The organism is Streptomyces spiralis (assembly GCF_014654675.1).
Classification (GTDB): domain Bacteria; phylum Actinomycetota; class Actinomycetes; order Streptomycetales; family Streptomycetaceae; genus Streptomyces; species Streptomyces spiralis.
Map to the genome: position 1 here is coordinate 245065 of NZ_BNBC01000001.1, position 24874 is coordinate 269938.

Sequence of the window (24874 nt, forward strand, 5' to 3'; positions counted from 1 at the left end):
AGTTTCCTTCCGGGTGCGAAGGGAGACGGCCCCGTGCGGGCCGGCCACGAGGGACGGCTCGCACGGGGCCGCACGGTTGTTACTTGGTGAGGTGGTCGGGCCCGAAGGCCTGCGGCAGCATCTGGGACAGCGGCAGGATCCCCGCCGGGGTCTCCAGCAGCAGGTCCGGCCCGCCGAACTCGTACAGCAGCTGGCGGCAGCGCCCGCACGGCACGAGGATCTCGCCCCGGCCGTCCACGCAGGTGAAGTGGGTGAGCCGGCCGCCGCCGCTGTTCTGGAGCTGCGAGACGAGTCCGCACTCGGCGCACAGGCCGAGGCCGTAGGAGGCGTTCTCCACGTTGCAGCCGGTGACGATCCGGCCGTCGTCGACCAGCGCGGCGACGCCGACCGGGTAGCCCGAGTAGGGGGCGTAGGCGCGGCACATCGCCGCGCGCGCCTCCTCGCGCAGCCTGTCCCAGTCGACCGTCGTCGCGTCCGAGATCACTTGCCCTGTCCCTTCCGGTACCGCATGCCGTCCGCCTTGGGCATCCGCAGGCGTTGCGCGGACAGCGACAGCACCAGCAGGGTGACGACGTACGGGGTGGCACCCACGAAGTCGCCCGGCACCTCGTCGGTGACCAGGTACCAGACCAGGACGAGCGCGGCCATGACGGCGCTGATGACACCCTGCCACAGGGCCTTGCGGTAGAGCTTCCAGCCGGCGAGAACCGCGAGAAGAACCACCAGGAGGAGCAGCAGCGCGTGCACGGTCACGCCGCCGTTGCGCAGCTGCAGCGCGTCGGAGAAGCCGAACAGGCCCGCGCCCATCGCCAGACCGCCCGGCCGCCAGTTGCCGAAGATCATGGCGGCGAGGCCGATGTAGCCGCGTCCGCCGGTCTGGCCCTCGAGGTAGATGTGGGAGGTCACCAGCGAGAGGAAGGCGCCGCCGAGGCCGGCGAGGCCGCCGGAGATGGCCACGGCCGCGTACTTGTAGGTGTAGACGTTGACGCCGAGGGACTCCGCGGCGATCGGGTTCTCACCGCAGGAGCGCAGCCGCAGGCCGAACGGGGTGCGCCACAGCAGCCACCAGGTCCCGACGAACAGCACCACGGCCAGGATGGTCACCACGGACAGGTTGGTGACCAGGCCGCCGAGGATGCCGGCGAGGTCGGAGACGAGGAACCAGTGGTGCTTCTCGACCGACTGCAGGGCGTCCGAGAGGCCGGGCACGTCGAAGTTGGGCAGCGAGTCCGAGGGCGGGGACTGCTTGGGGTTGCCGCCGGCGTCCGCCGCCTTGCCGTCCACGAAGAACAGCTTGGCGAGGTACTGGGTGGCGCCGAGCGCGAGCAGGTTGATCGCGACACCCGAGACGATGTGGTCGACGCCGAAGGTGACGGTGGCGACGGCGTGCACCAGGCCGCCGAGGACACCGAAGCCGATGCCGCACAGCAGGCCGAGCCAGGGGCTGGACTGCCAGCCGATCCAGCCGGCGCCGAAGGTGCCGAGGATCATCATGCCCTCGAGGCCGATGTTGACCACACCGGCCCGCTCGGACCACAGACCGGCGAGGCCGGCGAGGCCGATCGGCACGGCGAGGCCCAGCGCGGCGCTGATCTGGCCGGCGGAGTCGAGCTGGTTGGCGCCGGTGATCACACGGACCGCGGCGACGAGCAGCAGGGCGCCCGCGACGATCATGAGGATCTGGCCGAGCGACCGGCCCTGGCGCTTGGCCGCGGCGTCCGCCTTGGGCGCCACGGGCGGCGGCGTGTCGGTCATCGTGGCAGTCATCACGCCACCTCCTGCTTCTTCATCGGGGCGACGGCCTGGGCGGCGAGCTCGGCGCCGACCCTCTGCTGCTGGCGCTTGAGGCCGTAGCGGCGGACGACCTCGTAGGCGATCACGACGCACAGGACGATGACGCCCTGGATGACGCCGAGGATCTCCTTGTCGTAGCCCTGGAACTCCAGGTGGTTGGTGGTGCGCTCCAGGAAGCCCCACAGGAGGGCGCCGAGGGCGATGCCGACGGGGTGGTTGCGGCCGAGCAGCGCGATGGCGATACCGGTGAAGCCGATGCCCGCCGGGAAGCTGTTGTCGTACTGGTAGCTCTCGTTCAGCAGCGTGGGCATGCCGATCAGGCCGGCCACGGCACCCGAGACGATCATGCTGGTGACGACCATCTTCTTGACGCTGACACCGCTGGCGGAGGCCGCCGACTCGGACAGGCCGACGGTGCGCAGGTCGAAGCCGAAGCGGGTGCGGCCGAGGACGAACCAGAACGCGATGCCGACGATCACGGCGAAGAAGATGAAGCCGTCGAGGATGCCCGCGGGGCCCGTGTCCATGTTGAACAGGTGTGAGCCCCCCGGCAGCGGCTTGGTGGAGACGAGGGTGCCCGCCTCGTCGAGCTGGCCGAGCTTTCCGGGCTGGAGCAGGTAGGCGATGATCGCGGTGGCGATCGAGTTGAGCATGATCGTCGAGATGACCTCGCTCACCCCGCGGGTCACCTTCAGGACGCCGGCGATGGCCGCCCACAGGGCGCCGGTCGCCATGGCGCACAGCATGATCAGCGGAATGGCGATCCAGCCGGGGACGGTGAGCGCCCCGCCGAGGACCGCGGCCATGAACGCGGCGAGCCGGTACTGGCCGTCGACGCCGATGTTGAACAGGTTCATGCGGAAGCCGAGGGCCACCGCGACGCCCGCCAGGTAGTACGTCGTCGCCTTGTTCAGGATGTAGACCTGGCTGTCGCTGGCGGAGCCGTAGGTCACCATGTCGCTGAAGGCGTCGCCCGGGTTCTTGCCGGTGGCGAGGATGACCAGGGTCGTGACGACGAGCGCGGTGACCACGGCCAGCAGCGGGGCCGCGATCCCGAGGAGCAGCCGCTCCTTGTCGATCCGTTGGGTCAGCTTGTTCATCGGTCGGCGTCCTCTGTGTGCTCCAGGTGGCCGGTGGCCGCACCCGTCATGGCGGAGCCCAGCTCCTCGGGGGTGATGGTGGCGGGGTCGGCGTCGGCGACCAGGCGGCCGCGGTACATCACCCGCAGGGTGTCGGAGAGCCCGATGAGCTCGTCCAGGTCGGCGGAGATCAGGAGCACGGCCAGGCCCTGGCGGCGGGCCTCGCGGATGTGGTCCCAGATCGCGGCCTGCGCGCCGACGTCCACACCCCGGGTGGGGTGGGCGGCGATGAGGAGCTTCGGGTCGTGGCTCATCTCGCGGCCGACGATCAGCTTCTGCTGGTTGCCGCCGGACAGCGAGGCGGCGGTCACCTCGATGCCCGGGGTGCGCACGTCGTAGGCCTCGACGATGCGCTCGGTGTCGGCGCGGGCCGCCTTGAGGTCGAGCAGTCCGCCGCGCGAGTTGGGCTTCTCGGTGACGTGGCCGAGGATGCGGTTCTCCCACAGCGGCGCCTCGAGGAGCAGGCCGTGGCGGTGGCGGTCCTCGGGGATGTAGCCGACGCCGGCCTCTCGGCGGCGGCGGGTGGGGACGTGGGAGATGTCGGTGCCGTCGAGGGTGATGACGCCGCCGTCGGGGTCGCGGATACCCATGATGGCCTCGACCAGTTCGGACTGGCCGTTGCCATCCACACCGGCGATGCCGAGGACCTCGCCCTTGTGGATGGTGAAGGAGATGTCGTCGAGGATGATCCGCTCGACGCCGTCGAGGTCGGTCTGCGCCAGGCGCAGGCCCTCCAGCTTCAGCAGCGGGACGTCCGTGACGGTGGACTCCTCGGTCTCCGGCGTGGGCAGTTCGCTGCCGACCATCAGCTCGGCGAGCTGCTTGGTGGTGGTCGTCCGCGGGTCGACGGTGCCGACCGTGGTGCCGCGCCGGATGACGGTGATCTCGTCGGCGACGGAGAGCACCTCGCCCAGCTTGTGGGAGATGAAGATGACGGTGAGCCCCTCGGCCTTCAGCTCGCGCAGGTTGTCGAAGAGGGCGTCGACCTCCTGCGGCACGAGGACGGCGGTGGGCTCGTCGAGGATGAGGGTCTTGGCGCCGCGGTAGAGGACCTTGAGGATCTCCACGCGCTGGCGGTCGGCGACGCCGAGTTCCTCCAGGAGGACGTCCGGCCGCACGTTCAGGCCGTACGCGTCGGATATCTCCTTGATCTTGGCGCGCGCCTTGGCGCCGATGCCGTACAGCTTCTCCGCGCCGAGGACGACGTTCTCGAGGACGGTGAGGTTGTCGGCGAGCATGAAGTGCTGGTGCACCATGCCGATGCCGCGGGCGATGGCGTCGCCGGGGTTGTGGAAGGTGACCTGTTCGCCGCCCACGGTGATGGTGCCCTCGTCCGGCTGCTGCATGCCGTAGAGGATCTTCATCAGGGTGGACTTGCCGGCGCCGTTCTCGCCGCACAGGGCGTGGACGGTGCCCGTGCGGACCGTGATGTCGATGTCGCGGTTGGCGACGACGCCGGGGAAGCGCTTGGTGATGCCGCGCAGTTCGACGGCAGCGGGAGGGCTGGACGCGTTGATGGCGCACTCTCCTCGGGGAAAAGGGGCTGCGGGGGGAGGGCAGGCGTCGGCGACGCTAGCGCGGCAACTCCTTGCTACGCGCGTAGAGTTGACACATTGTTATGGCTCGACGAGGGGCTGCGCTGCGGCCCCTCGCCGAGCCGGGTCCGACGGGACCCATCAGGTCACGGGGTGGTCTTGACCTTGATGCCGCCGTCGACGATCTTCTGCTTCGCCGCGTCCAGCTTGGCCTTGATGTCGTCGATGAAGCCACCGCTGGTGGCCAGCGAGACGCCGTCCTTGGCGAGCGAGTAGGAGTTGACGCCCGTCAGCGGCTTGCCGTCGTGGACGGACTTGATGAAGTCGTAGACACCGACGTCGACGTTCTTGACCATCGAGGTCAGGATCGAGTCCTTGTACTTGGCCAGGCCCGGGATGTTGTACTGGTCGGAGTCCACACCGATGGCCCAGGTGCCCTTGGCGCCGCTGACCGCCTCGATCGCGCCGTTGCCAGAGGAGCCGGCCGCCGAGTAGATGACGTCGGCACCCTTGTCGAGCATGCCCTGCGCGGCCTCCTTGCCCTTGTCGGGGCTGGCGAAGCCGGAGGTGTCCGAGCCGTGGCTCAGGTACTGCGTCTCGACCTTGATCTTCGGGTTGGTGTCGTGGACACCCTGGACGTAACCCGCCTCGAACTTCTTGATCAGCGGGACGTCGACACCGCCGATGAAGCCGACGTGGTCCTTCTTGGTCTTCAGCGCGGCGGCGACACCGGCCAGGTAGGAGCCCTGTTCCTCGGTGAAGGTGATGCTGTCGACGTTGTTGACGTCCACCACCGAGTCGACGATGCCGAAGCTGGTCTTCGGGAACTTGGCGGCGACCTTCTTCATCGAGTCGGAGTAGGCGTAGCCGACGCCGATGATCGGGTTGTAGCCGGCCTGGGCCAGGTCCGACAGGCGCTGCTCGCGGTCGGCCTCGGTGTCCGAGGTCTTGGCGGTGAGCTCCTTGATCTCGCCGCCGAACTCGCTCTTGGCCTTGTCGGCACCACGCGCGGCGGAGTCGTTGAAGGAGCGGTCACCACGGCCGCCGACGTCGAAGGCGAGGCCGATCTTGACGCCCTTGCCATCGCTGGAGGAGGACGACGACTTGTCGTTGTTCTCGGAGGAGGTGCTGCCACAGGCTGTGGCAGACAGTGCGAGAGCTGCGGTGGCGGCACACGCAGCGGAAAGCTTGGCTACCCGGCGCACGGGAAGGCTCCTTCACCTGACCTGAGCGCCATGTCGGCGCTTGATGTGAGCACCACTCCAGTGCTCGAACCGAGACGCCCCGACGGCGCCGGCTTCGGCATCGTAACGCGCGTAGATGTCAGAAAAAGACCTCTCGCGAAGCCGTTATCGATTCGAGGCAAACGGCACCTGAACTCAGGGTCTGGCGGTTGTACGGCGCGGATTTCGGGCCGTACGCGAGTGGCTTGTTACCGCCGTATTTCAGGTGCTGGAACGGCCCCGGTCAGGGGGCCGCCACTCAGCAGTCCACCGATCCGGTCACCGGGCCGCCGCTCACCGGCCCGCCGCGTGGAGCAGGGCGGCCGCCGTGAACAGTTCCACGCCCACCCGGATCGCGGACTCGTCGGCGTCGAAGTCGCCCTGGTGCAGGTCGCGCAGGGTCCGCTCGCCCGGGGTGCGCACGCCGAGCCGGGCCATGGCGCCGGGCACGTGCTCCAGGTACCAGGAGAAGTCCTCGCCCCCCAGGCTCTGCTCGGTGCTCTCGACGGAGTCCTCGCCGCGCCGCGCCACCATGGCTTCGCGCAGCAGTTCGGTCGCTCCGGGTTCGTTGACGACCGGCGGCACCCCGCGGACGTAGTTGATCTCCGACTTGGCCTTGTGCAGGTTGGCGACCTCGTCGATCGCGGCGACCACGATGTCGGGCGCGTGCCGCCAGGCGTTGATGTCCAGGCAGCGCACGGTCCCCGAGAGCTCGGCGTGCTGCGGGATGACGTTCGGGGCGTGCCCGGACTCGATCCGGCCCCAGGTCACCGCCAGCCCGGCGCGGGTGTCGACGCGGCGGCCGACGAGCGCGGGCACGTCGGTGACGACCCGGGCGACGGCGGTGACGAGGTCGGTGGTCAGATGCGGCCGGGCGCTGTGGCCGCCGGGGCCGTCCAGCGAGACCTCCAGCCGGTCGCAGGCGGAGGTGATGGCGCCCTGTCTGAGCCCGATCATCCCGGCGTCCACCCGGGGGTCGCAGTGCACGGCGACGATCCGCGCCACCCCGTCCAGCACGCCGGCCTTGATCGCCTCGGCCGCGCCGCCGGGCAGCACCTCCTCGGCGGGCTGGAAGACCAGCCGCACGGGCCGGGGCAGCAGCCCCTGCCGGTGCAGGTCGGCGAGGACGAGCCCGGTGCCGAGCACGACGGTGGTGTGCACGTCGTGGCCGCAGGCGTGGGCGCGGTCGGGCACGGTGGAGCGGTACGGGCATTCGCTCTTGGTGTCCGGGATGGGCAGCGCGTCGATGTCGGCGCGCAGCGCGAGGATGCCCTGCGCCGGGCCGCCCGGCCCGTCACCCACGGGGGCGCCTGCCGCGTCACCCGGCGCGTCGCCGACCAGGTCGTCCGGCTCCTCCCCGTAGCCGTCCATGTCTACGCCGACGTCCCTGCCGATGTCACAGACGAGCCCCGTCCCGCTGGGCAGCACGCGGGGCGCGAGCCCGGCCTTCTCCAGCCGCTCCTTGATCGCGGCGGTGGTGCGGAACTCCTGGTTGCCGAGCTCCGGGTGCATGTGCAGGTCGCGACGGAACGCGACGAGTTCGGCGAACAGCGCCTCCGGCAGGGTGCCGGGCAGGGCGGCTTCCGCGGGGAGATCGGCCTCGGACTCTGGGGACATCAGTTGCTTCACCCTCTGAAGGGTATGCCGCCGGGCCGGTCAACTGACCCTCGATCAACAAAAGTTCAGCCCGTCAGGGGAAGAAAAACCGGCGGCCGGCGCATAGGTATCGGCTGGGATGGGTACACTCGTCCGCCTTGACCGGCCGAGTGGATCACGGAATCCCCGGGAGAGCGGCACCGCCACATCCCTGGCACCCGTCCCACTGTGCTTTTCTCCAGGCATACCACGCTTCACGGGAAGCACGCCCGAATTGTTCACTTGGCGGACATCCCCCGGACGGCCGCCGAACGGCCCACCGCGCGCCCGCTGACCAGGCGGCCCTAGGGAGAACAGGGCCGAACCAGGCTCTCCTCCGGTCTGGACCGTCCGGGCGATACGACACATGTCACGGACCGTGACGCCCACCCGGCCAGTCAGTCACTCCTCGGCGAACACCTCCGCAGCGTCCTTGGCATGCACGGCCCTCCGCATCCACAGTTCGAGCCGTTCACGACTCCCGCAGAGGTTCACGCGCGACCGGACAAGGTTGGTGACCGGGATGCCGCGCCACCTGAGAACGGCGAAGACCAGTTGGCGATCAGCCTTGAGGTGCTGTTGCCTGTGCCAGAAGTCGAGAACCTCGTCATCGGTCGGCGTCCTCGCCCTTTTCACGTCGCTGGAATCCGCGCTCACTCCTCGGAGAACAACTCAGCCGCATCCGCCACGTGCACCGCCCGCTGCGCCCACGTCTCCAGCTGATCGAGGTCCGGGCACGCGCCCACACGCTCACGGACAGCGTCCGTCATGGGGATGCCGCGCGACTCCAAAATGCGGTGGATCAGCTCGCGAAGTCTCTGACGCCCTGCCTCAAGCCCTACCTCAAGCCCTTCCTGACGCCCTTCCTCTCGCCCTTCCTGACGCCCTTCCTCTCGCCCTTCCTCTCGACCTTCCTCGCGCACCCGCTCGGCCACCTGGTGCCGGAAGAAGTACTGGGTCGCCGTCATCAGGTCCCTCCAGATCTGTTTCGCCTGAGGGTCGGTCAGGCATGAGTCGACGAACTGTACGAAGGCTGCGGCGCTGTCGGGGTCGAGCTCCTCCAGGCCGGCCACCAGGGACTCCAGTATGGCGGCGACCTGCGGGCCCCGCCCGTGTGTCATGGCCGAGAGCACCGCAAGGGGTGGGTCCTGCCTGGCCTGCCACTCGTCCGCGATCAACGGCACGTTGTCCGGGCCGAGCACGAGTGGTCGTACCGTCAGTGAGTACCAGCCCGGGAAGCCGAGCTGGATGGGGCGCGACGCCCACCGTGCCGTGGCGCTGCTCTGGGTGATGACGATCAGTACCGGCTCGCAGCGGTACTTCTCGTACAGGAACGACAGGTAGTAGGGCCAACTGCCCCGCTTGCGTTCGTCCACCTTGCCCTGGGACTCGACCACGAGCAGATACGTCCCCTCGTCCGTCTCCGCCCGCAGCAGCGTGTCCACGCGGCGCTCGACCGGCTCGATCTCCGTGAGGTCCACGTTCAGCGCGGCGATCTCCCGGGGCTTGGGAAACGGCACGTTCAGCACGCGCTGTAACGCCTTGGTCAGCAGCTCGGGTTCCTTCTGAAAGATGCGGTGCAGCGCCTCGTGCGACGAGCCGACCATCAGCTCTCCTTTCCGTACGACGTGATCAACGAGCTACGCCGCGACAAGTTCGCACCACACGTACTTCCCCTGATCTCCGAAGCGGGCCGACGGGCGCCAGCCCCAGTAGTCCGCGCAGGCCGTCACCAAGCCGAGGCCCCTCCCCTCCTCCTCCGCCTCGCCGACCTGCTCCAGCGGTCGTGGCGGGTCCGGCGGGGCCGGGTCCGTATCCCACGCTCCGATCCACACCACCCCCTCCGGGGCACGGCGGACCCTGAGAGCGGCCGGCCCCTTCGTGTGGCGTACGGCATTGGAGACCAGCTCCGTCGCCAGCAGCTCCGCGGTGTCCACCAGGCCGATCAGTCCATGCATGGTGAGGATCAGGCGCAGGGTGCGGCGGCAGACCGTGACCGCTCTGAGGTCGTTGGGGATGTAGAGGGTGTAGTCCCAGGACTCGATCGACTCGCTTCCGGGCATGCGGCATCAACTCCGGTCGGTGAAGGGGGTTTCCGCGCGCGGTGGCCTTGCCGCAGCCGTCATGGCACGACGGGGCGCGGTGCGCTTCCGCTGCGTGTGCGTTGCGTCACCGACGGTAGGGCTAATTGTTTAAATCTCGCAAGCCGATCGCGTATCGTGACACCCGAACGGGGCGTGCTCACAAGCGCGTTGAGAGGATCGACGGATGGCACTGAGGAGCGAGCCGACAGCACGTCAGTTGCGGCTGGCGACCGAGCTGCGCAGGCTCCGCGACGCGGCCGGCCTCACCGCCCGGGAGGCAGCGACCCTCCTGGGGGTCACTGCTCCAGTCGTCAGCCAGATCGAGTCCGGCATCGCGGGGGTGAGCGAGAAGCGATTGCGCCGCCTCGCGTCCCACTACGCCTGTACGGACGGGGAGTTCATCGACGCCTTGGCGGTAATGGCCGCCGACCGAACACGTGGATGGTGGGAGGAGTACCGGGGTCTGCTGCCTACGTCTTTCCTGGACCTGTCCGAACTGGAGCACCACGCCCGGTTTCTGCGCCACGTGGCCATCCTGTACGTACCGGGCCTGCTCCAGACAGAGGACTACACCCGTGCAGTGTTCTCCGACAGGATCACCGAACTCACCGAAGACGAGATCGACCTGCGCGTCCGTCACCGAATGCGGCGCCAGCAGGAGATCGCCGTCCCGTACGAGGCAGTTGTCCACGAGGCGGCGCTACGCATCAGGGTTGGTGACCGTGCCACCTCAAGCGCCCAGCTCGGCCGCCTCCTCGAACTCTCCGAATCGGGTCACGTCACCCTGCGCGTCATCCCTTTTGACCTGGACGGCTTCGGGCTGGCCACGAGCACGATGACTTACGTGAGCGGTCCCGTGCCCAAGTTGGACACAGTGGTGCGCGATGCTCCCCATGGCACCGTCTTCATCGATGCCGAAGCTCAACTCAGCGCTTTCCGAAGGCTCTTCCGTAAGGTGGAGGCCGTGTCGCTCGAGCCCGAGCGCTCGCGCGACTTCATTCACAGATTGTCGAAAGAGCTGTGAGGTACCCGATGACCACCCCCGACAACTGGCGTAAGTCCTCTTACTCCGGCCCCGGAGACGGCAACGAGTGCGTTGAGATCGCCAATTCCCCCACCCACGTCGCCATCCGCGACACGAAGGCCCCCACCAGGGCCACCCTCACCTTCCCCTCCACAGCCTTCGCCCCCTTCATCGACGCCCTGAAAGTGGAAGAGGCGCCGCGCGTCTAGACCAGTCCCACCGCCGCCAGGCGGTGCACGTCCCGTGCCGTCCCCGTGACCCCGGACAGGAACCCCTGCGCTCGCGGGGACGCCGTCTCCGTCAGCCAGGCGGGGTCGATGTCGCAGACCGCCACCTTCACCCCGTGCCCGCCAGGGCGAGCGGGAGGGTGTGCACGACCATCGACGGGAAGCTGAGGATCGTACGGCCGATGGGGCCGCGGCCCGTGCTCGGCGACCGCGGCGGCGAGCGTGGGGCCGGAGACGTAGGCCGTGGCCAGCCAGGGGTGCGGGCCGTCGGTGTCGCTGTCGATGACCGGGGCCGTGTACAGGCCCTGCACCCGCTCGGCGGCGCGCACCTCCTGCGCGAACCGCCGCCGGAACTCGGGGTCCTCGGCGAACTCGGGCCGGATCACCTTGATGGCGACGGGGCGTCCGCCCGGCGTGTGGAAGAAGTAGACCTTGCCCATGCCGCCGGCGCCGAGCCGGGCGGCCAGGCGGTATCTGGCGATCTGCCGCGGGTCGTCCTCCGCCAACGGCTGGAAGGCTCCCTCGCCCGTGCCGTTCACCGATCCCCCGTCTCGTCTAACTTCTCTGCGGCGCACGGATCGTAACGTGGTGCGTCCCGCCGGTCCGTCACACGGCCCGTCATACAGGCGCGGTGACTGAGCTGCGTCGACGAGCACACGGTCAGGAACCAGTGCAGGCAGTGCGGGGAACGGTGCGTGTGGTGCGGGGTACGGGTGCCGGTGGCCCGCCTGATGGGCACCGTTGCGGTCCTGGCCGCGTGCGCGGTGATGACGTCGGTGGGAGCGCTGGCACTGAGGTGAGGCGCGGGGGTGAACTACCGCGCGAACGCGTCGTCGCGGCTTGCACAACCACCGCATACGCCACCGAGCCGCCGCTAGGACGGCCCCCCGCCGTGCTCCTGGTCGGGCGGGGCGGAAGGGCTTCGGGTCGGGCGCGAAGTCCGGGCCTTGCGATAGCCGATGAAGGTGGCGATCGCCATCGCCACGGTGGCGAAGACCGCGCTGGTGAACCAGCCGATGGGAGCGGGCCTGAGGTGTCCCGCCAGCCAGAAGAACACCGTCGCGGCCAGCCAGGTCACCGGCCAGAGTGCGACGACGAGTCCGGTCGGCCATCGGCGTCCTGGCGGGGGTGCGGTAACCGCCCAGTCCGCGGGTTCTTCGGGAACGTTCCGTGGCAGGCGTTTGCGTGCGACCACGCTGCACAGGCCGAACACGATCCCCATCGCCAGGCCCCAGAGCACGACGCCGACGGTAACGGTGGAGAGGGCAAGTCCGGCCAGGCCACCGAAGTAGACCGCGGCGATGAGGCCGGTGAGCACCGGATACCGGGCTGCGAGCACCTTGATGCGGGGCTGCGGTGTGGCGGGAAGGGAGCCGCCGGCGGCCGGGAATGACCGTTTGTGAAGAATCAACTGTGCCGCTCCTTCCATCGTTACCTTGGGAACCCGGCTTCCGGGCGGGCGTAGTTCCCGCCCGGAAGCCGGGTGCTCGTTCCGTATCAGCCTACGAGGGCAGCCATGGCTCTCGCCCTGGCTATCTTTATGCCGATCTTGGTTGCGACTCCGCCGGCCCCTGCGCCTATGAGTCCGAACGCTCCGGCAGTGCCGGCTGCCTCAAGGTAGCCACCGACAGTCTTGTGTTTCTCGTCGGACAGCGCGTAGTTGACCGCGCCACCGAGCGCGGCGACGGCGACCCCGCAGAGTATTCCCACCCCCGCGGCCACTCCGCTCGCCACCATGGCGCCGCAAACTACACCGCCGACCACGCCGATGATGTCGCCGGCATGCTCTGTGACGAAGTCCTTGCCCCAGTTCTTGGCCTTGTCCCACCAGCTGCCCCCTGACTCCTCCTCCTTCGCCTCATCCTGACTCTTCTTGAGCGTCCCCTTCGCGCTCTTCATGCACTGGGTCGACGAGAACCCGCCCTTGATGCAGCCGTAGAACTGCTCGATCGCCGTCTTCTGCACGTCATCGGCCCCGTCGAGCCACCCCTTGAATTCGAAGCTGCGCAGGTACGGGGTGCCCAGGTAGCCCAGATCCTTCCTGAGCCAGTTGTAGACCTTGGGCGTAACCGCGGCCTTGACCTTGTGGTGCTGGCCGCGGATGGAGCAGTCGCCGACGGCACAGCCCCTGTGGTAGTCCGAGGTGCCGGTCGTCGGGTCGTAGCCGACCTCGTCCCAGGTCTTCTGGTCGCAGTACTTGATGTCGTACTGGCACGAGTTCGGCTTCGAGCCGATCTCCAGGCCCGAAGGGTCGCTGTAGTTGACCGGGTTGTTGACGGAGTAGCTGTACGCGTTCAGCTCCTGCGGCGAGAACGGCTTGTTCAGCGGGTCGGGTGACAGGAAGCGTCCCAGCGCCGGGTCGTACATGCGTGCCCCCAGCAAGGACAGGCCTGTGGAGTCGTCCTCCGGCTGGCCGACGAAGCCGCGGTCCGTGGTGGACGGCAGTGCGTCGGCGGAGGAGCGCGGGGCGCCGAACGGCAGGTAGCGTCGCCGTGTCACCGTGCCGCCCACCGCGGCGATCACCAGCTGGGTGGAGGACTGCGCGTCGCTCAGCAGCCAGGTGAGGACGCTGCCGCCCGAGCCGTCGGCCGTGCGCATCGCGACCGTCGTGTCGCCGGCCGTGTAGTAGCGCGTGGCGAGCACCGACGGACCGGTCTTGCGCACCTCCTGGCCGTCCAGGTAGAGCACCGACTCGGTGGGCGACTTGCGCAGCAGCACGTTGCCGTCGGAGTCGTACACGTAGTCCGTCGTGTTCGAGCCGGTCTTCACCGAGGTCACACGGTGCAGCGACGACCAGGTGAGGTCGGTCTGCACCCCGCCGACGGTGCGGGACTTGAGCTGGCCGGCGTCGTCGTAGGTGTAGTTGTCCGTTCCGTTGGGCGTGTTGATGCTGGTCACCGCGTGCGGGTGGGCGGCGCCGGGGGTGTACGTCTGCTGGTCGGCGGAGTAGCCCGGGTAGACGTAGTCGCGCACGGTCGAGCCGCTCGCGGTGGTGCGGGTCTCCTTCTGGAGGTTGCCGATGCCGTCGTAGGTGTATGCCAGCTGGTACGGATCGTTCGCGCTGGTCAGGTCGGGTACGGTCGGGCTCTCGCAGCTGGCCATCGCGGTGGTCCACGCCTGGGTGAGCCGGTTCAGCTCGTCGTACGTGAAGCACTCGTTCTGCCGCGTCAGGTTGTCGGTGGTCTTGGTGATCTGACCGCCGGCGTCCCGGGCGTAGGTGTCGTTCTGGACCGTGCTGGTCGTGCCGGCGTGGGTTTGTGTCGTGGTGATGTTCTGGAGCCAGCCGGTGCCGTCGGCGTCCTCGTAGGCGTAGGAGCGGCGGGCCGTGTAGGGGGTGTTCGTCGTGTCGCTCGTGCTGCCGTAGCTGCGGCCGGCGAGTCGGCCCACGTCGTCGTAGTCGGTGGCGCTCACGTAGGTCGCCAGCGGGCTGCTGAGCCGCTGGACCCGGCCGAGGCCGTCGAAGTTGGTCGTGACCGTCTCGGCGGGCAGTCCGCCGACGGCCGGGTAGTCGACGGCGGTCAGGGCGTCGGCCGCGTTGTAGTGGTAGCCGATGGTGTACGTGCCGCCGAGGCCCGCCGCGTCGCCCGCGTTCGGGACGGTCACCGTGGTGCCCGTGGGGCGGCCGTCGGCGTCGTAGCCGGCGACGGCGCGCGTGAAGGCGTTGCCCGCGCCGTCGTAGGACGTCGCGGAGGCGGGCTGGCCCTTGCCGCCGGACACGGTGTCGTACTTGGCCTCGGCCAGCAGCGTGCTGCCCTGCTTGATGGTGGTCGGCCGCTGGAGGTTGTCGTAGCCGTAGGTCAGGACGGTGCCGTTGCCGTCGGTGGTGGTGTCCACGTTGCCGTTCTGGTCGTACGTGTTCGAGCTGGTGCCCGTGTCGGGATCGGTGGTGGTCTTGCGGTCGCCGAGCCAGTCGTAGCCGTACGTCGTCACGTTGCCCTTGGCGTCGGTGATCTTCGACAGGTCTCCGGAGCGGGTGTACTCGTACTTGGTGTGGTAGGTCGAGGGGCCGAACTCGACGACCTCGGTGACCTGCCCGAAGACGTCGTAGTAGGTGTTCGTGCGCTCGCCGGTCGGCGGCATGGTGGTGGTGTAGTCGCCGTTGTAGTTGGTGATCGTCTGGCCCTGGAGCTGCGGGTCTCCGTTCACCAGGATCTGCGACTTGTAGGTGCGGCCCGCGTAGTCGATCAGCAGGTCCGTGTAGGAGGGGATCGTGTCCACGGTCGGCAGCACCATCCCGGATCCGGCGGCCTGGTCCGTGTGGAAGGCGGCGGAGGTGCCGGTGACGTTGCCCGAGGTGTCGTAACGGGTGGAGACGACGGTCGCGCCGCCGGAGGTGGCGGGCGTCTGCTGCTCGCGCACCCGGCCCAGGCCGTCGACATAGGTGTAGGCCGGCACGTACAGCGAGCCGCCCTGGAAGACCTTCGTAGTGGTCAGCGACGGGCCGTTGGCCAGCGTCGGCACGCCCTCGGGGTTGGTCCACGTCGGGGTCGTGTAGTCGAACGACATCGACGCGTTGCCATCGGGGTAGTTGGCGATCTCCGTGGGCTTGAAGATCTGGGAGACACGGCCGACGGAGTCGTCGACGATCCGCGTGGTGTTGCCGTTCGGGTCGACGATCTTGTACGGGTTGCCCCACAGCCGCGAGTACCAGGTCGTCGTCGTCTGGGCGGTCAGCGGGCCGCCGTCGTCCGGGTCGGGGCTGGTGACGGTGACGCCGTCGGTGGGCCAGGACGCGTTGGGCGAGTTGTACGCCGTGGTGGTGGTCTTGCCCTTGCCGTCCGTGGTGCTCTTGACCCGGCCGGCCCCGTCGTAGGTGTAGTCCGTCTCGCGCGGGGTGGAGGCGTCCGCGTACTCCAGGACCTTGGTCACGTTGCCGTCGACGGGCTTGTCGCTCGCCACGTCCGTGGCGTTGTCGTACAGCTTCGCCTCGTAGCCGTCCTGGTTGGCCGAGGAGCGCGAAGCGCAGTCCGCGGCGTAGTGCCGGGTCTCGTCCGGCAGCACCATCCAGCGCTGGACCTGGGAGTCGGGGAAGTAGTCGGTGTTGTACGCCCGCCCGTAGGTGGTGCAGCGGTTGTCGTCGACGTCGACCTCGCCCCAGTCGTTGGTGCGCAGCGGCAGACCGTACTTGGAGCTGACCGGGTCGGTCGAGTCGTACTCGTCCTTGACGACCCGCTCACGCCAGGCACCGCCCGAGATCAGCTCGTCGGTGGTGGTCTTCTGGTCGCGGACGAAGCGCGCGTCCGGCAGTCCCGCGTAGGTGGCGGTGACGTACACCCAGTAGTCGTGGAAGACGCGCTGGTGCGACTGGCCGGCGCCGTCGCGCTGGCTGCTCTCGATCACCTTGCCGTTCAGCCAGGCGCTGTCGGTGTACGAGGTGCCCTGGCCGTCGGTGACGCTGACGCTGCGCGTCTGCGAGGAGTCGGTCTTCGACGTGCGGTCGCCGTCCATGCCGCGGTAGAGCCAGTAGTACGTGGAGGCGGCGTTGGTCTTGGTGCCGGAGTGGATCTCGACCTGCTGGTAGCCGCGCCAGTCGGTCCAGGATTCCTTGTCGTCCGGGGTCAGCGGGTCGTTGGGGTACGCCCAGGCGGGCTTGCCGTTGTAGTCGTAGGTGGTGGTCATGACCGGGTCGCCGTCGTCGCCTGCGCCCTTGCCCACGCCCGGGTCCACCTGGACCTGCTTGACCAGGTACTTCTTGAACCAGCCCGAGTGCGTGGTGGTGTCGCCCTCCGGCACCCAGCTCTGCTTGAAGCAGTCCATGTCGTTGTCGGACTCGCTGGGCAGGTTGCCGGAGTCGCAGGCGTTGGCGAAGCCGTAGCTGACGTCGACGAACGAGCCGAGGTCGCCGTGCACCTGGTCGACCCGGCGGAAGTTCAGGATCGAGTCGCCGATCTGGTTGTCGAGCCACTCGCCGTTGAAGTTGATCGTGGGCAGGGTGATGTCGGGGCCGTCGCCGTAGCCCTTGCGCTGCACGTAGTCCAGCCACAGCTGGTTGCCGATGGTGCCGTCCGGGTTCGGCAACCCGTACTTCATCTGGTACTGCATCGCCGGATCCCACGTCATCTGCGACTCCACCGTGTTGGTGTCCGTGCCGCGCACGTAGGTCTTGATGTCCCACAGCATGTCGGTGGAGAAGAACGTCGGCGACGCCGTCTGCCCGGTGATCGACCTGCAGTCGTCACCCGTGTTGCACATCAGGTCCGTCGGCACGTCCGGGTACGAGGACGGCTGGGTCCAAATCGACGGGCAGGCGCCGGGGTCGTGGGCCAGCGGGTCGTCGGTCATCCGCTCCACGCAGCGGCCCACGTGGGTGAGTTCGACCTTGGCGGGCAGCTGGGCACCGGGTATCTGGGAAGCCCAGCCGTACTCGACGCGCACCAGGTAGGAGGCCGCGTCGTAGTCACGGGCCTTGTCCGTGTTGATCCAGGAGCGGTAGCGGTTGGACTGCTTCTCGTAGAAGTAGGTGTTCTCCACCTCGTTCTTGTCGACGACCCAGTCCAGGTTCCAGCGCCAGGCCTGCTGGCAGGGCTCGGGGAACTGGTCGTGGCAGGGCTCGCCCGCGTCGTTGCCCGCGACGGGCACGGTGAGCACGGAGTGGGTGTAGACGTCGGTGCCGTTCTGCACCTTGTCGCGCTCGCTGCGGCCCCAGCCGAAGTAGTAGCGGGTGCCGTCCTGGGCGGAGATCACCCAGTACTCGTCGTCGGCGCCGTGTCCGCCGGTCAGGTGCTGCACCCGCCAGCCCGGGTCGTCCTGGAGGTGATAGGAACCCGTGCCGGTGCCGTCCTGCACCAGCGTCGAGCTGTGGCCGTTGAGGTTGATCGTGTAGATCGCGCCGTCCGGCTCCTGAGCCGTGTTCGGAGAGTCCCAGCACAGGTCGCCGACGGTGGGAATGCCGTCGGAGGCACAGGGGCGGTAGCGGCGCTCGATGAAGCCGGCGCTCATGTCCCAGCCGAGGCCCTCCTGTCCCGCCTGGGTGTTCTCGGCGGAGGTCAGGGCGTCCACCGACTGGGAGTTGTACGTGAGCGCCAGGCTGGGGGCGGTGCCCGTCGGCGGCGTGGGCACCTGGATCGGCAGGTCGTACGTGAACGCGCCCGAGCCCTGCGACACGTTCCACGACCCGGAGGGGCTCAGCGGCGTGGCCCGGTAGTCGCCGGCGTCCGAGGAGGAGCCGGCGGCCACCACGTAGGTGCTCGCCGTGTCCGTGGACTGGGCGGAGAGCATCAGCGGGGTGCTCGTCGTGGGGCTCAGGGTGTTCTGCCAGGTGCCGGAGGCGTCGCCGCCGACCGGCACGGTCGCGGTGAGCGTGCCCTTGGCCGGGTCGTTCTTCGCCGCCACGAACTGCGGCTTGCCGAGCACGCAGTCCTTGGGCCGCGGGGACTCGACGGCGCACGCGGGCACCTTCATCAGCCGCAGCCGCGCACCGAAGTTGCCGCCGTAGGCGTGCTTGAAGCCGGAGTAGTCCAGAGAGACCTGGACCTTGCCGGAGTTGGCGACCTTGTCGGTACGGGTCAGCTGCACACCCAGGCCGACGCCGCCCGCCCGGGCGACCGTGGACTTGTCCAGCACATGCACGTCCACGGCGGCCGGCGCGGGGGACAGCGCGGTCGCGTCGGCCCAGTCCCGCGCCTTGACCGGTGCCGGAGCGACGGCGACCGCGGCGTCCTGGCCGGCCGCACTGCCGTCGTCGACGACCGTGCCGGAAGGTGTGATCGCCCGGGCCTCGCCCGCCGTGCGGCCGGAGAGGTCCACGACGGCGTGCGCGGCCTTCGGCCACACCACCTTCGCGGGCTTGACCGGGGTCGGGTCCGCCTGGTCCTTCGCCACGGGAGCGGCGTCCTGCGCGTGCACCGTCTGCGTGTGCCTGGGCGACGGGGCCACGAGCGCCGCCGCGACTGCCGGCACCGGGCCGGACAGCATGGCCAACGCCAGCGCGCCTATCGCGGTCGCCGTCACGGTGCGCGCGCGCACCACACCCTGGAACCTCACGGAGTGACTCCCCACCCAACTGCCCCACCGGCGCCACCGGCCTGCGCGTCAAAAGCTGGCTGTGCCACCGGACAGTGATCGGGCCGCGGCAGCGACCAAGAGGCAGCGACCAAGTAGTCAGGGGCAGCGGGACAGTAATGGCCGCCCGGTCCGCGCGGGTAGCTCGGAGAAACCGGGCAAGCGGAACGCAACAATCCAACTGCCACTCAACTTCGCTGTGACCTTCGTCACTTTTAATTCGGAGTGTCAACCCCTGGCAAAGTCACGGGCGTCGGGTCTGGCGCCGGAGATCAACGGGGTGCTTCAATCCCCCGATTTCACTGGATCTTCCGGAGGGGCAGCCCCGCCATGAACCCCGAGATGCGCACACCGAGCCGACGGCAGCTCCTGAAGTGGGGTGGCGGCCTCGTCGGCGTCGGCGCGTTCGGCTCGGTGATGCTGACGTCCTCCTCGGCGAGCGCCGCCGCGGTCACCTCCTCCAAGCACTTCGACCTGACCGCCGCCTCCACCATGTTCCTGCGGGAGATCGACCTGCAGGAGACCCGGGTGCTGCAGTCCTTCGCCTTCGACAACACCAACAAGCACCTGTACACGGCGCAGTTGGTGCAGGGCGGTCGCGAGCTGCCCGGAGAGACGCAGTTCTACGACGGCGCCGCGCGCGCCGCGCAGGGCGACCTGTGCATCACCCGGCTCGACTGGGGCGGCAACGAGATCGGGTGCATGTACCTGAAGGGCTTCGGGCACGGCGTCTCCATCGCCGTCGAGCCCTCGGGCAACGGCGCGTACCTGTGGACCGAGTGCGACGTCGACATGACGAAGAACCCGGACAGTTCCGGAAATCGTTACGGCACGAAGATCGCCCGGTTCAAGTTCGCCAACGGCGCCGTCCTCACGACCGCCTCCGCGGCGCTCACGAAGTACACCCCCGTCGCCGGTTCCACGAACACCACCGTGGCCATCGACCCGGCCAACAGCCGCATAGCCCACCGCTACAACCTCAACGGCACCTGGAAGTACGCCCTGTACGACCTCGCCACCTTCAAGTCCGGCGGCTCACCGCTGACCACGATCACCCAGGTCTCCGACCTGACCGGGGTCACCTTCCAGGGCTACACGACGTACGGCCAGTACCTGTACACGATCGACGGCACCGCGTACGGCACCAGCGGCAGCGTCGAAGGGACCGGCAACACGTACATCACCTGCGTGGACTGGAACACCGGAACGAAGGTGGACCGCCAGCTGACCAAGGCCGGCTCCAGCCTCTCCTACCGTGAGCCCGAGGGCCTGGCCGTCCAGATCCCCGACACGTCGAACATGGCGGCCGTCCGGCTGCACATGGGCTTCGCCTCGGGCGCGGACGCCTCCGCGCCCAAGCAGGCCAGCTTCTACTACAAGGACGTGCTGGTCTGATCGATCGGGACGGTCAGGCGGTGGCGCCCTGGGCCAGGCCCACCGCCGCCAGGCGGTGCACGTCCCGTGCCGTCCCCGTGACCCCGGACAGGAACCCCTGCGCTCGCGGGGACGCCGTCTCCGTCAGCCAGGCGGGGTCGATGTCGCAGACCGCCACCCTCACCCCCGTGCCCGCCAGGGCGAGCGGGAGGGTGTGCACGACCGTCGACGGGAAGCTGAGGATCGTACGGCCGATGGGGCCGCGGCGGGCTATCAGCTCCAGGGGCAGGTCGGGGCGGACGATCTCCAGTCCCGTTTCCCCCGCCAGCCTGTGCAGCTTCTCCGTGCTCTCGCGGCGGTGGGCGAAGTAGCGGGTGGCGCCGTGGACCCTGGCCAGGGCGCGGACCGCCTCCAGGTAGTGGCCGACGTCGACCACACCCGTCTCGACCAGGGACGTGCCGACCAGATCCGCGCCCTTGGTGATGCGCGGCGGGCCGAAGCGGGCCCGGGTCCAGGCGAAGTCGTTCGCGGTGACCGTGACGCCGTCCGGGGTCTCCGTCACCGGCATGGACGAGAAGACCTCCACCCTGCGGCCTTCCCGCGGGGTGAGGCGGCGCCGGGCGGAGGAGGACACCGGCGCGAACAGCAGGTCCCTCGGTCCGCGCCGGCCACCCTTGCGGTGCCAGCGGACCAGGCGTTCGCCCCGGGCCAGCTGGGCGACGAACTCCATGGTCGCCGTGCCGTCGTCCACCACCACCAGATCGCGGGCCCGGGTGATCGTCAGCAGCAGCTGGACGTAGCGGGAGAACGGGTCTCCCATGACGACCCGGTCGGCCCGGCGGAGCGGGCCCGCCAGGCCGCCGATCGTGTGGAAGGGCGCGGTCGTGCCGCCCCGCGCCTCCTCCCAGCGCACCCGGTACCCCTCGTCCCGGGCCAGGTCGGCCATGCGGCGCAGCTGCCCCCGGGTCATGGGGTCGGTCGGGGACAGCACGACGACGGTGAGCTCCCCGCCTTCCGGTGCCGGGCCGCGCAGGCCGTGGTGGTGCGCCCACTCCAGTAGGTTCAGCAACTGGACCGGGCTCTCGACGAAGGCGAGGGTGCGGGGGCTCATCGGCGTACGACCGTCCCGTCGTGAAGGAACCAGTAAGGCGATCAGGACACTCAGACCGCTACCGGCTCGCCTGCCGCAGCGGCGATCTCCGCCTCCGCGACGACACCGGCGACACGGCGCAGCTTCTTCATCGGGGCGAGCTCGGAGTCGTAGACCTTCTTCACGCCGTCGCCCAGGGACGCCTCGATCACGCGGATGTCGCGGACCAGGCGCTCCAGACCCTGCGGCTCCACGGAGGCCGCCTGGTCGGAGCCCCACATGGCGCGGTCCAGGGTGATGTGGCGCTCGACGAAGGCCGCGCCGAGGGCGACCGCCGCCAGCGTGGTCTGCAGGCCCGTCTCGTGGCCGGAGTAGCCGATCGGGACGTTCGGGTACTCCTTCTCCAGCGTGTTGATCACGCGGAGGTTGAGCTCCTCGGCCTTCGCCGGGTAGGTCGAGGTGGCGTGGCACATCAGGATGTTGTCGCTGCCGAGCACCTCCACCGCGTGGCGGATCTGCTTCGGGGTGGACATGCCGGTGGAGAGGATGACGGTCCGGCCCGTGGCGCGGAGTTCGCGCAGCAGCTCGTCGTCCGTCAGGGAGGCCGAAGCCACCTTGTGGGCGGGCAGGTCGAACTTCTCCAGGAAGGCGACGGCCTCGGTGTCCCACGGGGAGGCGAACCAGTCGATCCCCTTCTCCTTGCAGTACGCGTCGATCTGGCGGTACTCGTCCTCGCCGAACTCCACGCGGTGGCGGTAGTCGATGTAGGTCATCCGGCCCCAGGGGGTGTCGCGCTCGATGTCCCACTGGTCGCGGGGGGTGCAGATCTCGGGCGTGCGCTTCTGGAACTTCACGGCGTCGCAGCCGGCCGCGGCGGCCGCGTCGATCAGCTTGAAGGCGTTCTCCAGCTCACCGTTGTGGTTGATGCCGATCTCGCCGCAGATGTAGACGGGACGGCCGGGGCCGACCTCGCGCGAACCGAACGTACGCAGACGGGAGTTGGTGCTCATCAGGGGATGTCCTTACTTGGGGAGGGAGTCGAGACCGGGGCCGAGGATCCAGCCGGCGATCTCTCGGATCGCGCCGTCACCGCCCGGGACGGTGGTGACCGCGCGTGCGGCGCCGCGTACGACGTCGTGGGCGTTCGCGACCGCCACGGGCCAGCCGACGAGGGCGAAGCACGGCAGGTCGTTGACGTCGTTGCCGACGTAGAGCACGCGCTCCGGCGCGATGCCCTGCTCCTCGCACCACTGCTTCAGTGCGAGGTCCTTGCGGTCGATGCCGTGCAGCACCGGGAGCTTGAGCTTCCGGGCGCGGGCGGCGACCACAGGGTTCTGTTCCGTGGACAGGACCAGCATCTTCAGGCCGCTCTTGCGCAGGGCCGCGATGCCGAGTCCGTCGCCGCGGTGCACGGAGACGAACTCCCGTCCGTCGGAGTCGATCAGCACCCGGTCGTCGGTCTGGGTGCCGTCGAAGTCCAGTACGACCGCGTCGATGTCGTCGGCGGTCGGGAGGGCGCCAGGGCGGTCCCCGTCGAAGAGGGGTGCGAGGGCGCGGGCCCGTGCGAGGTCGTGCGGGTCGTCTATCTCCAGCACCCGGGCGGGGTCGGTGCGGACGAGTTCCGTACGGCCGAAGAAGCGGTGCCTGTGTGCGCGGAAGCCCGCCGCGTCCATGGCGTAGGCGGCGCCGGTCTCCAGGAAGTCCTGGGGGCGGTCCTGGCGGCGGGGGCGGAAGGACTTGTCGTGGTTGACCCCGAAGCCGCCCTCGCCCGCCGCGTCGGAGTGGCGCCAGACGAAGCCGTGGAAGGGAGCGACGGTGAGGGCGGTGTCCGCGCCCTGTTCCGCGACCGCGCCGGCGACGCCGTCGACGTCCTCGCGGACCAGGAAGGGGCTGGTGCACTGCACCAGCAGGACGATGTCGACGGAGGCGCCGTGCAGGGCCTCGTGGACGTCCATCGCGTGCAGGACGGCCGCCTCGGAGGTGGCGGTGTCGCCGGCGATGGCGGCCGGGCGCAGCACCACCTCGGCACCCGCCTCGCGCGCCGCGGCCGCGATGGCCCGGTCGTCTGTGGAGACGACCACGTCCGTGACGAGCCGGGCGGCCAGGCACTCGCGGACCGCCCGGGCGACCAGCGGGACGCCGCCGACGGGGGCCAGGTTCTTGGCGGGCACTCCCTTGGAGCCGCCGCGCGCGGGGATCACCGCGAGTACGCGGCGCACCCCGACTGCTGTCTCGGACATGGGCTCTTCTCCTTGAAGGGTCACAGCTCGCCCATCCGCCGGATCACCGGGGCGACGCGCTGCACGCCGTGGCGGTAGGCGCCGCGGGCGGCGCGGCGGACGATCTGCCGGACGGCTCCGGGCTCCTTGTCGCCGGCCGGGGCGCCCGGCAGCGGGGTGCCGTCGGGGCCGAGGTGGTGGCGGGCGAGGATGCCCGGCAGATAGCCGGGCGCGGTGGCGGGCGTGTAGTAGGGGGTCAGGGGCGGCAGTCCGCCGGGCGCCGCCAGCAGCTCGGTGACGCGGGCGCGGGCCGTGTCGAAGGCGGTGGCGTAGGAGCCTCCTCCGGAGGAGGAAGGGCCCCCGGTCGCGACGCCCTGGCGGGCCACCCACTCCTCGTCGGGCACCGGGCGGTGGCCCGCGTCCAGCTGGTCCCAGGAGGCGAGGCAGCCGGAGCCGACGAAGTGGTGGTTGCCGAGCACCTCGCGCACGCCCAGGTCGGTGAGGATCACCGTGGGGATGCGTCGGTGCAGGGCCTCCAGGGCGGCCGTGGAGCTGACCGTGACCAGCAGGTCGGTGCGGTCCAGGACCTCGCCCATGTGGCCGTAGACGAGGCGCAGGTTGGGCGGCAGGCCGGTCTTCTGCGCCAGCTTCTGGTACGGCAGTTCCTCGATGTGGGTGGTGTGCTCGCCGGGCTTGGAGCGCAGCTTGAGCAGCACCTCGCGGTCGGGGTGCAGACGGGCGTGGCGGACCAGCCGGTCCAGCAGGTACGTGCGCTCCTCGCGGCGCTCCGGGACGGAGGGCTGGGCGGCGAACACCACGGTGTACGGCTTGTTCTCGCCCTGGTAGGTGGCGCCGCCCAGGAACGGCAGCGCCACCTCGGTGACCGCCGAGGCGTCGGCGCCCACCCCTTCGTAGACGGCGCGGAAACGGTCCGCGTCCTGGCGGGAGTTGGCGAGCACGAGGTCGGCGCCGTGACGCAGCAGCAGACCGTCGGCGAGCTTCTCGTAGACCACGCCGACGTACCCGGTGACGACCACGGGACGCCGCTCGCTCCCCTGCCACACCCGCCTCAGCCCGTGCAGCATCGCCTGCACCCCGCCGCCGACGAGCGCGAGTACCAGCACGTCGTACGGCCTCGCGCCGCCGGCGTCCTCGCCCGCGGTGTCCATCGCGTGCAGGAACTCGACGGCGGTCACCTCGCGCAGCGAGTCCGCGCGGACGCCGACCTCCGTCAGCTGGCGGGCGGTGGGGGTGGCTCGGCCCCGCAGGAGGTAGCCGTCCAGGTGGATGTCCGACGCGCCGGACTCGGCGGAGACAAGGCGCTTCGCGGTGAGCGCGCCCCATTTCCACCGGGTGTCGGAATCCGCGAGAACGGCGACTCGCCGGACCTTCATTGCACTTGCTGGCACGCCGAAGACCGTAGGAAGGCATTTCTAGGTTCGGCCCAACCCGAACGCAACAAACGGTTAACAGCACACCGCCGAACGGCGAATCGGCCCGGGAAACGCAACGAAAAAGCCGTGGTTCAC

General features: G+C 69.5%; 18 protein-coding genes and 2 pseudogenes. 3 read left to right on the top strand and 17 right to left on the bottom strand.

Annotated features, from left to right (window positions below):
- Positions 1-79: 79 nt before the first annotated feature.
- The 9 genes from IE318_RS01140 to IE318_RS01180 all read right to left on the bottom strand — a co-directional run bounded on the left by IE318_RS01140 (position 80) and on the right by IE318_RS01180 (position 9389).
- A complete protein-coding gene (locus IE318_RS01140) occupies positions 80-481 on the bottom strand; it encodes a cytidine deaminase (RefSeq protein ID WP_030165566.1) in 402 nt (133 codons plus the stop codon).
- Positions 481-1767 carry an ABC transporter permease gene (locus tag IE318_RS01145; RefSeq protein WP_030165562.1) on the bottom strand — a complete coding sequence of 429 codons (1287 nt, stop codon included), beginning with the start codon at positions 1765-1767 and terminating at the stop codon, positions 481-483. The genes IE318_RS01140 and IE318_RS01145 overlap by 1 nt, the downstream gene beginning before the upstream one ends.
- Positions 1767-2894: an ABC transporter permease gene (locus IE318_RS01150; RefSeq protein WP_189895621.1), complete on the bottom strand. Its 1128-nt coding sequence runs from the start codon at positions 2892-2894 to the stop codon at positions 1767-1769. The genes IE318_RS01145 and IE318_RS01150 overlap by 1 nt, the downstream gene beginning before the upstream one ends.
- Positions 2891-4417: an ABC transporter ATP-binding protein gene (locus tag IE318_RS01155; protein WP_189895765.1), complete on the bottom strand. Its 1527-nt coding sequence runs from the start codon at positions 4415-4417 to the stop codon at positions 2891-2893. The genes IE318_RS01150 and IE318_RS01155 overlap by 4 nt, the downstream gene beginning before the upstream one ends.
- A 197-nt stretch (positions 4418-4614) precedes the next feature.
- The gene (locus IE318_RS01160) at positions 4615-5673 is read right to left on the bottom strand and encodes a BMP family lipoprotein (protein WP_030165553.1); all 1059 of its coding nucleotides are present in this window, start codon (positions 5671-5673) and stop codon (positions 4615-4617) included.
- A 312-nt stretch (positions 5674-5985) separates the two neighbouring features.
- Positions 5986-7308 carry an amidohydrolase gene (locus IE318_RS01165; protein WP_189895766.1) on the bottom strand — a complete coding sequence of 441 codons (1323 nt, stop codon included), beginning with the start codon at positions 7306-7308 and terminating at the stop codon, positions 5986-5988.
- 420 nt (positions 7309-7728) lie between these two features.
- The gene (locus IE318_RS01170; protein ID WP_189895622.1) at positions 7729-7983 is read right to left on the bottom strand and encodes a hypothetical protein; all 255 of its coding nucleotides are present in this window, start codon (positions 7981-7983) and stop codon (positions 7729-7731) included.
- On the bottom strand, positions 7980-8933 hold the full coding sequence (locus IE318_RS01175; protein WP_189895623.1) for a Yae1 family protein: 954 nt from the start codon (positions 8931-8933) through the stop codon (positions 7980-7982). The genes IE318_RS01170 and IE318_RS01175 overlap by 4 nt, the downstream gene beginning before the upstream one ends.
- A 33-nt stretch (positions 8934-8966) precedes the next feature.
- Entirely contained in the window at positions 8967-9389 is a 423-nt protein-coding gene (locus tag IE318_RS01180) for an ATP-binding protein (protein ID WP_189895624.1), read from the bottom strand.
- A 205-nt stretch (positions 9390-9594) separates the two neighbouring features.
- Between IE318_RS01180 and IE318_RS01185 the strand changes: the two genes are divergently transcribed.
- Together IE318_RS01185 and IE318_RS01190 are read left to right on the top strand one after the other, a co-directional pair.
- Complete coding sequence (locus IE318_RS01185) at positions 9595-10434, top strand: helix-turn-helix domain-containing protein (RefSeq protein ID WP_189895625.1); 840 nt, start codon at positions 9595-9597, stop codon at positions 10432-10434.
- An 8-nt stretch (positions 10435-10442) separates the two neighbouring features.
- Positions 10443-10643 (top strand): DUF397 domain-containing protein, encoded by a 201-nt coding sequence (locus IE318_RS01190; RefSeq protein ID WP_189895767.1) that lies wholly within the window; start codon positions 10443-10445, stop codon positions 10641-10643.
- Here the strand turns inward: IE318_RS01190 and IE318_RS01195 are convergent.
- The 4 genes and pseudogenes from IE318_RS01195 to IE318_RS01210 form a co-directional block, all read right to left on the bottom strand.
- Positions 10640-10854, bottom strand: a pseudogene (locus IE318_RS01195) (hypothetical protein); the annotation flags it as partial. The gene IE318_RS01190 and the pseudogene IE318_RS01195 overlap by 4 nt on opposite strands.
- A pseudogene (locus tag IE318_RS01200) lies at positions 10847-11200 on the bottom strand (protein kinase family protein); the annotation flags it as partial. The pseudogenes IE318_RS01195 and IE318_RS01200, both read right to left, overlap by 8 nt.
- A 335-nt stretch (positions 11201-11535) precedes the next feature.
- Complete coding sequence (locus IE318_RS01205; RefSeq protein WP_189895626.1) at positions 11536-12072, bottom strand: hypothetical protein; 537 nt, start codon at positions 12070-12072, stop codon at positions 11536-11538.
- An 86-nt stretch (positions 12073-12158) separates the two neighbouring features.
- The gene (locus IE318_RS01210; RefSeq protein ID WP_229903267.1) at positions 12159-18644 is read right to left on the bottom strand and encodes an RHS repeat-associated core domain-containing protein; all 6486 of its coding nucleotides are present in this window, start codon (positions 18642-18644) and stop codon (positions 12159-12161) included.
- A gap of 348 nt (positions 18645-18992) precedes the next feature.
- On the opposite strand from IE318_RS01210, the gene IE318_RS01215 reads away from it, so the two are divergent.
- Positions 18993-20057, top strand: coding sequence for a phage baseplate protein (locus tag IE318_RS01215; RefSeq protein WP_189895627.1), 1065 nt, complete (start codon positions 18993-18995; stop codon positions 20055-20057).
- A 13-nt stretch (positions 20058-20070) separates the two neighbouring features.
- On the opposite strand, the gene IE318_RS01220 is transcribed toward IE318_RS01215, so the two are convergent.
- Genes IE318_RS01220 through IE318_RS01235 form a run of 4 tightly spaced genes read right to left on the bottom strand, consistent with a single transcriptional unit; the run spans position 20071 to position 24754 of the window.
- The gene (locus IE318_RS01220; RefSeq protein ID WP_189895628.1) at positions 20071-21147 is read right to left on the bottom strand and encodes a hypothetical protein; all 1077 of its coding nucleotides are present in this window, start codon (positions 21145-21147) and stop codon (positions 20071-20073) included.
- Positions 21148-21197: 50 nt separating this feature from the next.
- On the bottom strand, positions 21198-22136 hold the full coding sequence (locus IE318_RS01225) for an N-acetylneuraminate synthase family protein (RefSeq protein WP_030165533.1): 939 nt from the start codon (positions 22134-22136) through the stop codon (positions 21198-21200).
- A gap of 12 nt (positions 22137-22148) precedes the next feature.
- Complete coding sequence (locus tag IE318_RS01230) at positions 22149-23366, bottom strand: N-acylneuraminate cytidylyltransferase (protein ID WP_189895629.1); 1218 nt, start codon at positions 23364-23366, stop codon at positions 22149-22151.
- Between the two features lie 20 nt (positions 23367-23386).
- Positions 23387-24754, bottom strand: a complete 1368-nt coding sequence (locus IE318_RS01235; protein ID WP_189895630.1) for a DUF6716 putative glycosyltransferase — start codon at positions 24752-24754, stop codon at positions 23387-23389.
- Positions 24755-24874 lie beyond the last annotated feature (120 nt).

Excerpts from the sequence above, each read along its gene's own strand:
- IE318_RS01145 (WP_030165562.1), bottom strand. The coding sequence starts at position 1,767 with ATGACTGCCACGATGACCGACACGCCGCCGCCCGTGGCGCCCAAGGCG.
- IE318_RS01150 (WP_189895621.1), bottom strand. The coding sequence starts at position 2,894 with ATGAACAAGCTGACCCAACGGATCGACAAGGAGCGGCTGCTCCTCGGG.
- IE318_RS01175 (WP_189895623.1), bottom strand. The coding sequence starts at position 8,933 with ATGGTCGGCTCGTCGCACGAGGCGCTGCACCGCATCTTTCAGAAGGAA.
- IE318_RS01215 (WP_189895627.1), top strand. The coding sequence starts at position 18,993 with ATGAACCCCGAGATGCGCACACCGAGCCGACGGCAGCTCCTGAAGTGG.
- IE318_RS01225 (WP_030165533.1), bottom strand. The coding sequence starts at position 22,136 with ATGAGCACCAACTCCCGTCTGCGTACGTTCGGTTCGCGCGAGGTCGGC.
- IE318_RS01230 (WP_189895629.1), bottom strand. The coding sequence starts at position 23,366 with ATGTCCGAGACAGCAGTCGGGGTGCGCCGCGTACTCGCGGTGATCCCC.
- IE318_RS01180 (WP_189895624.1), bottom strand. The coding sequence starts at position 9,389 with ATGCCCGGAAGCGAGTCGATCGAGTCCTGGGACTACACCCTCTACATC.
- IE318_RS01185 (WP_189895625.1), top strand. The coding sequence starts at position 9,595 with ATGGCACTGAGGAGCGAGCCGACAGCACGTCAGTTGCGGCTGGCGACC.
- IE318_RS01190 (WP_189895767.1), top strand. The coding sequence starts at position 10,443 with ATGACCACCCCCGACAACTGGCGTAAGTCCTCTTACTCCGGCCCCGGA.
- IE318_RS01165 (WP_189895766.1), bottom strand. The coding sequence starts at position 7,308 with ATGTCCCCAGAGTCCGAGGCCGATCTCCCCGCGGAAGCCGCCCTGCCC.
- IE318_RS01220 (WP_189895628.1), bottom strand. The coding sequence starts at position 21,147 with ATGAGCCCCCGCACCCTCGCCTTCGTCGAGAGCCCGGTCCAGTTGCTG.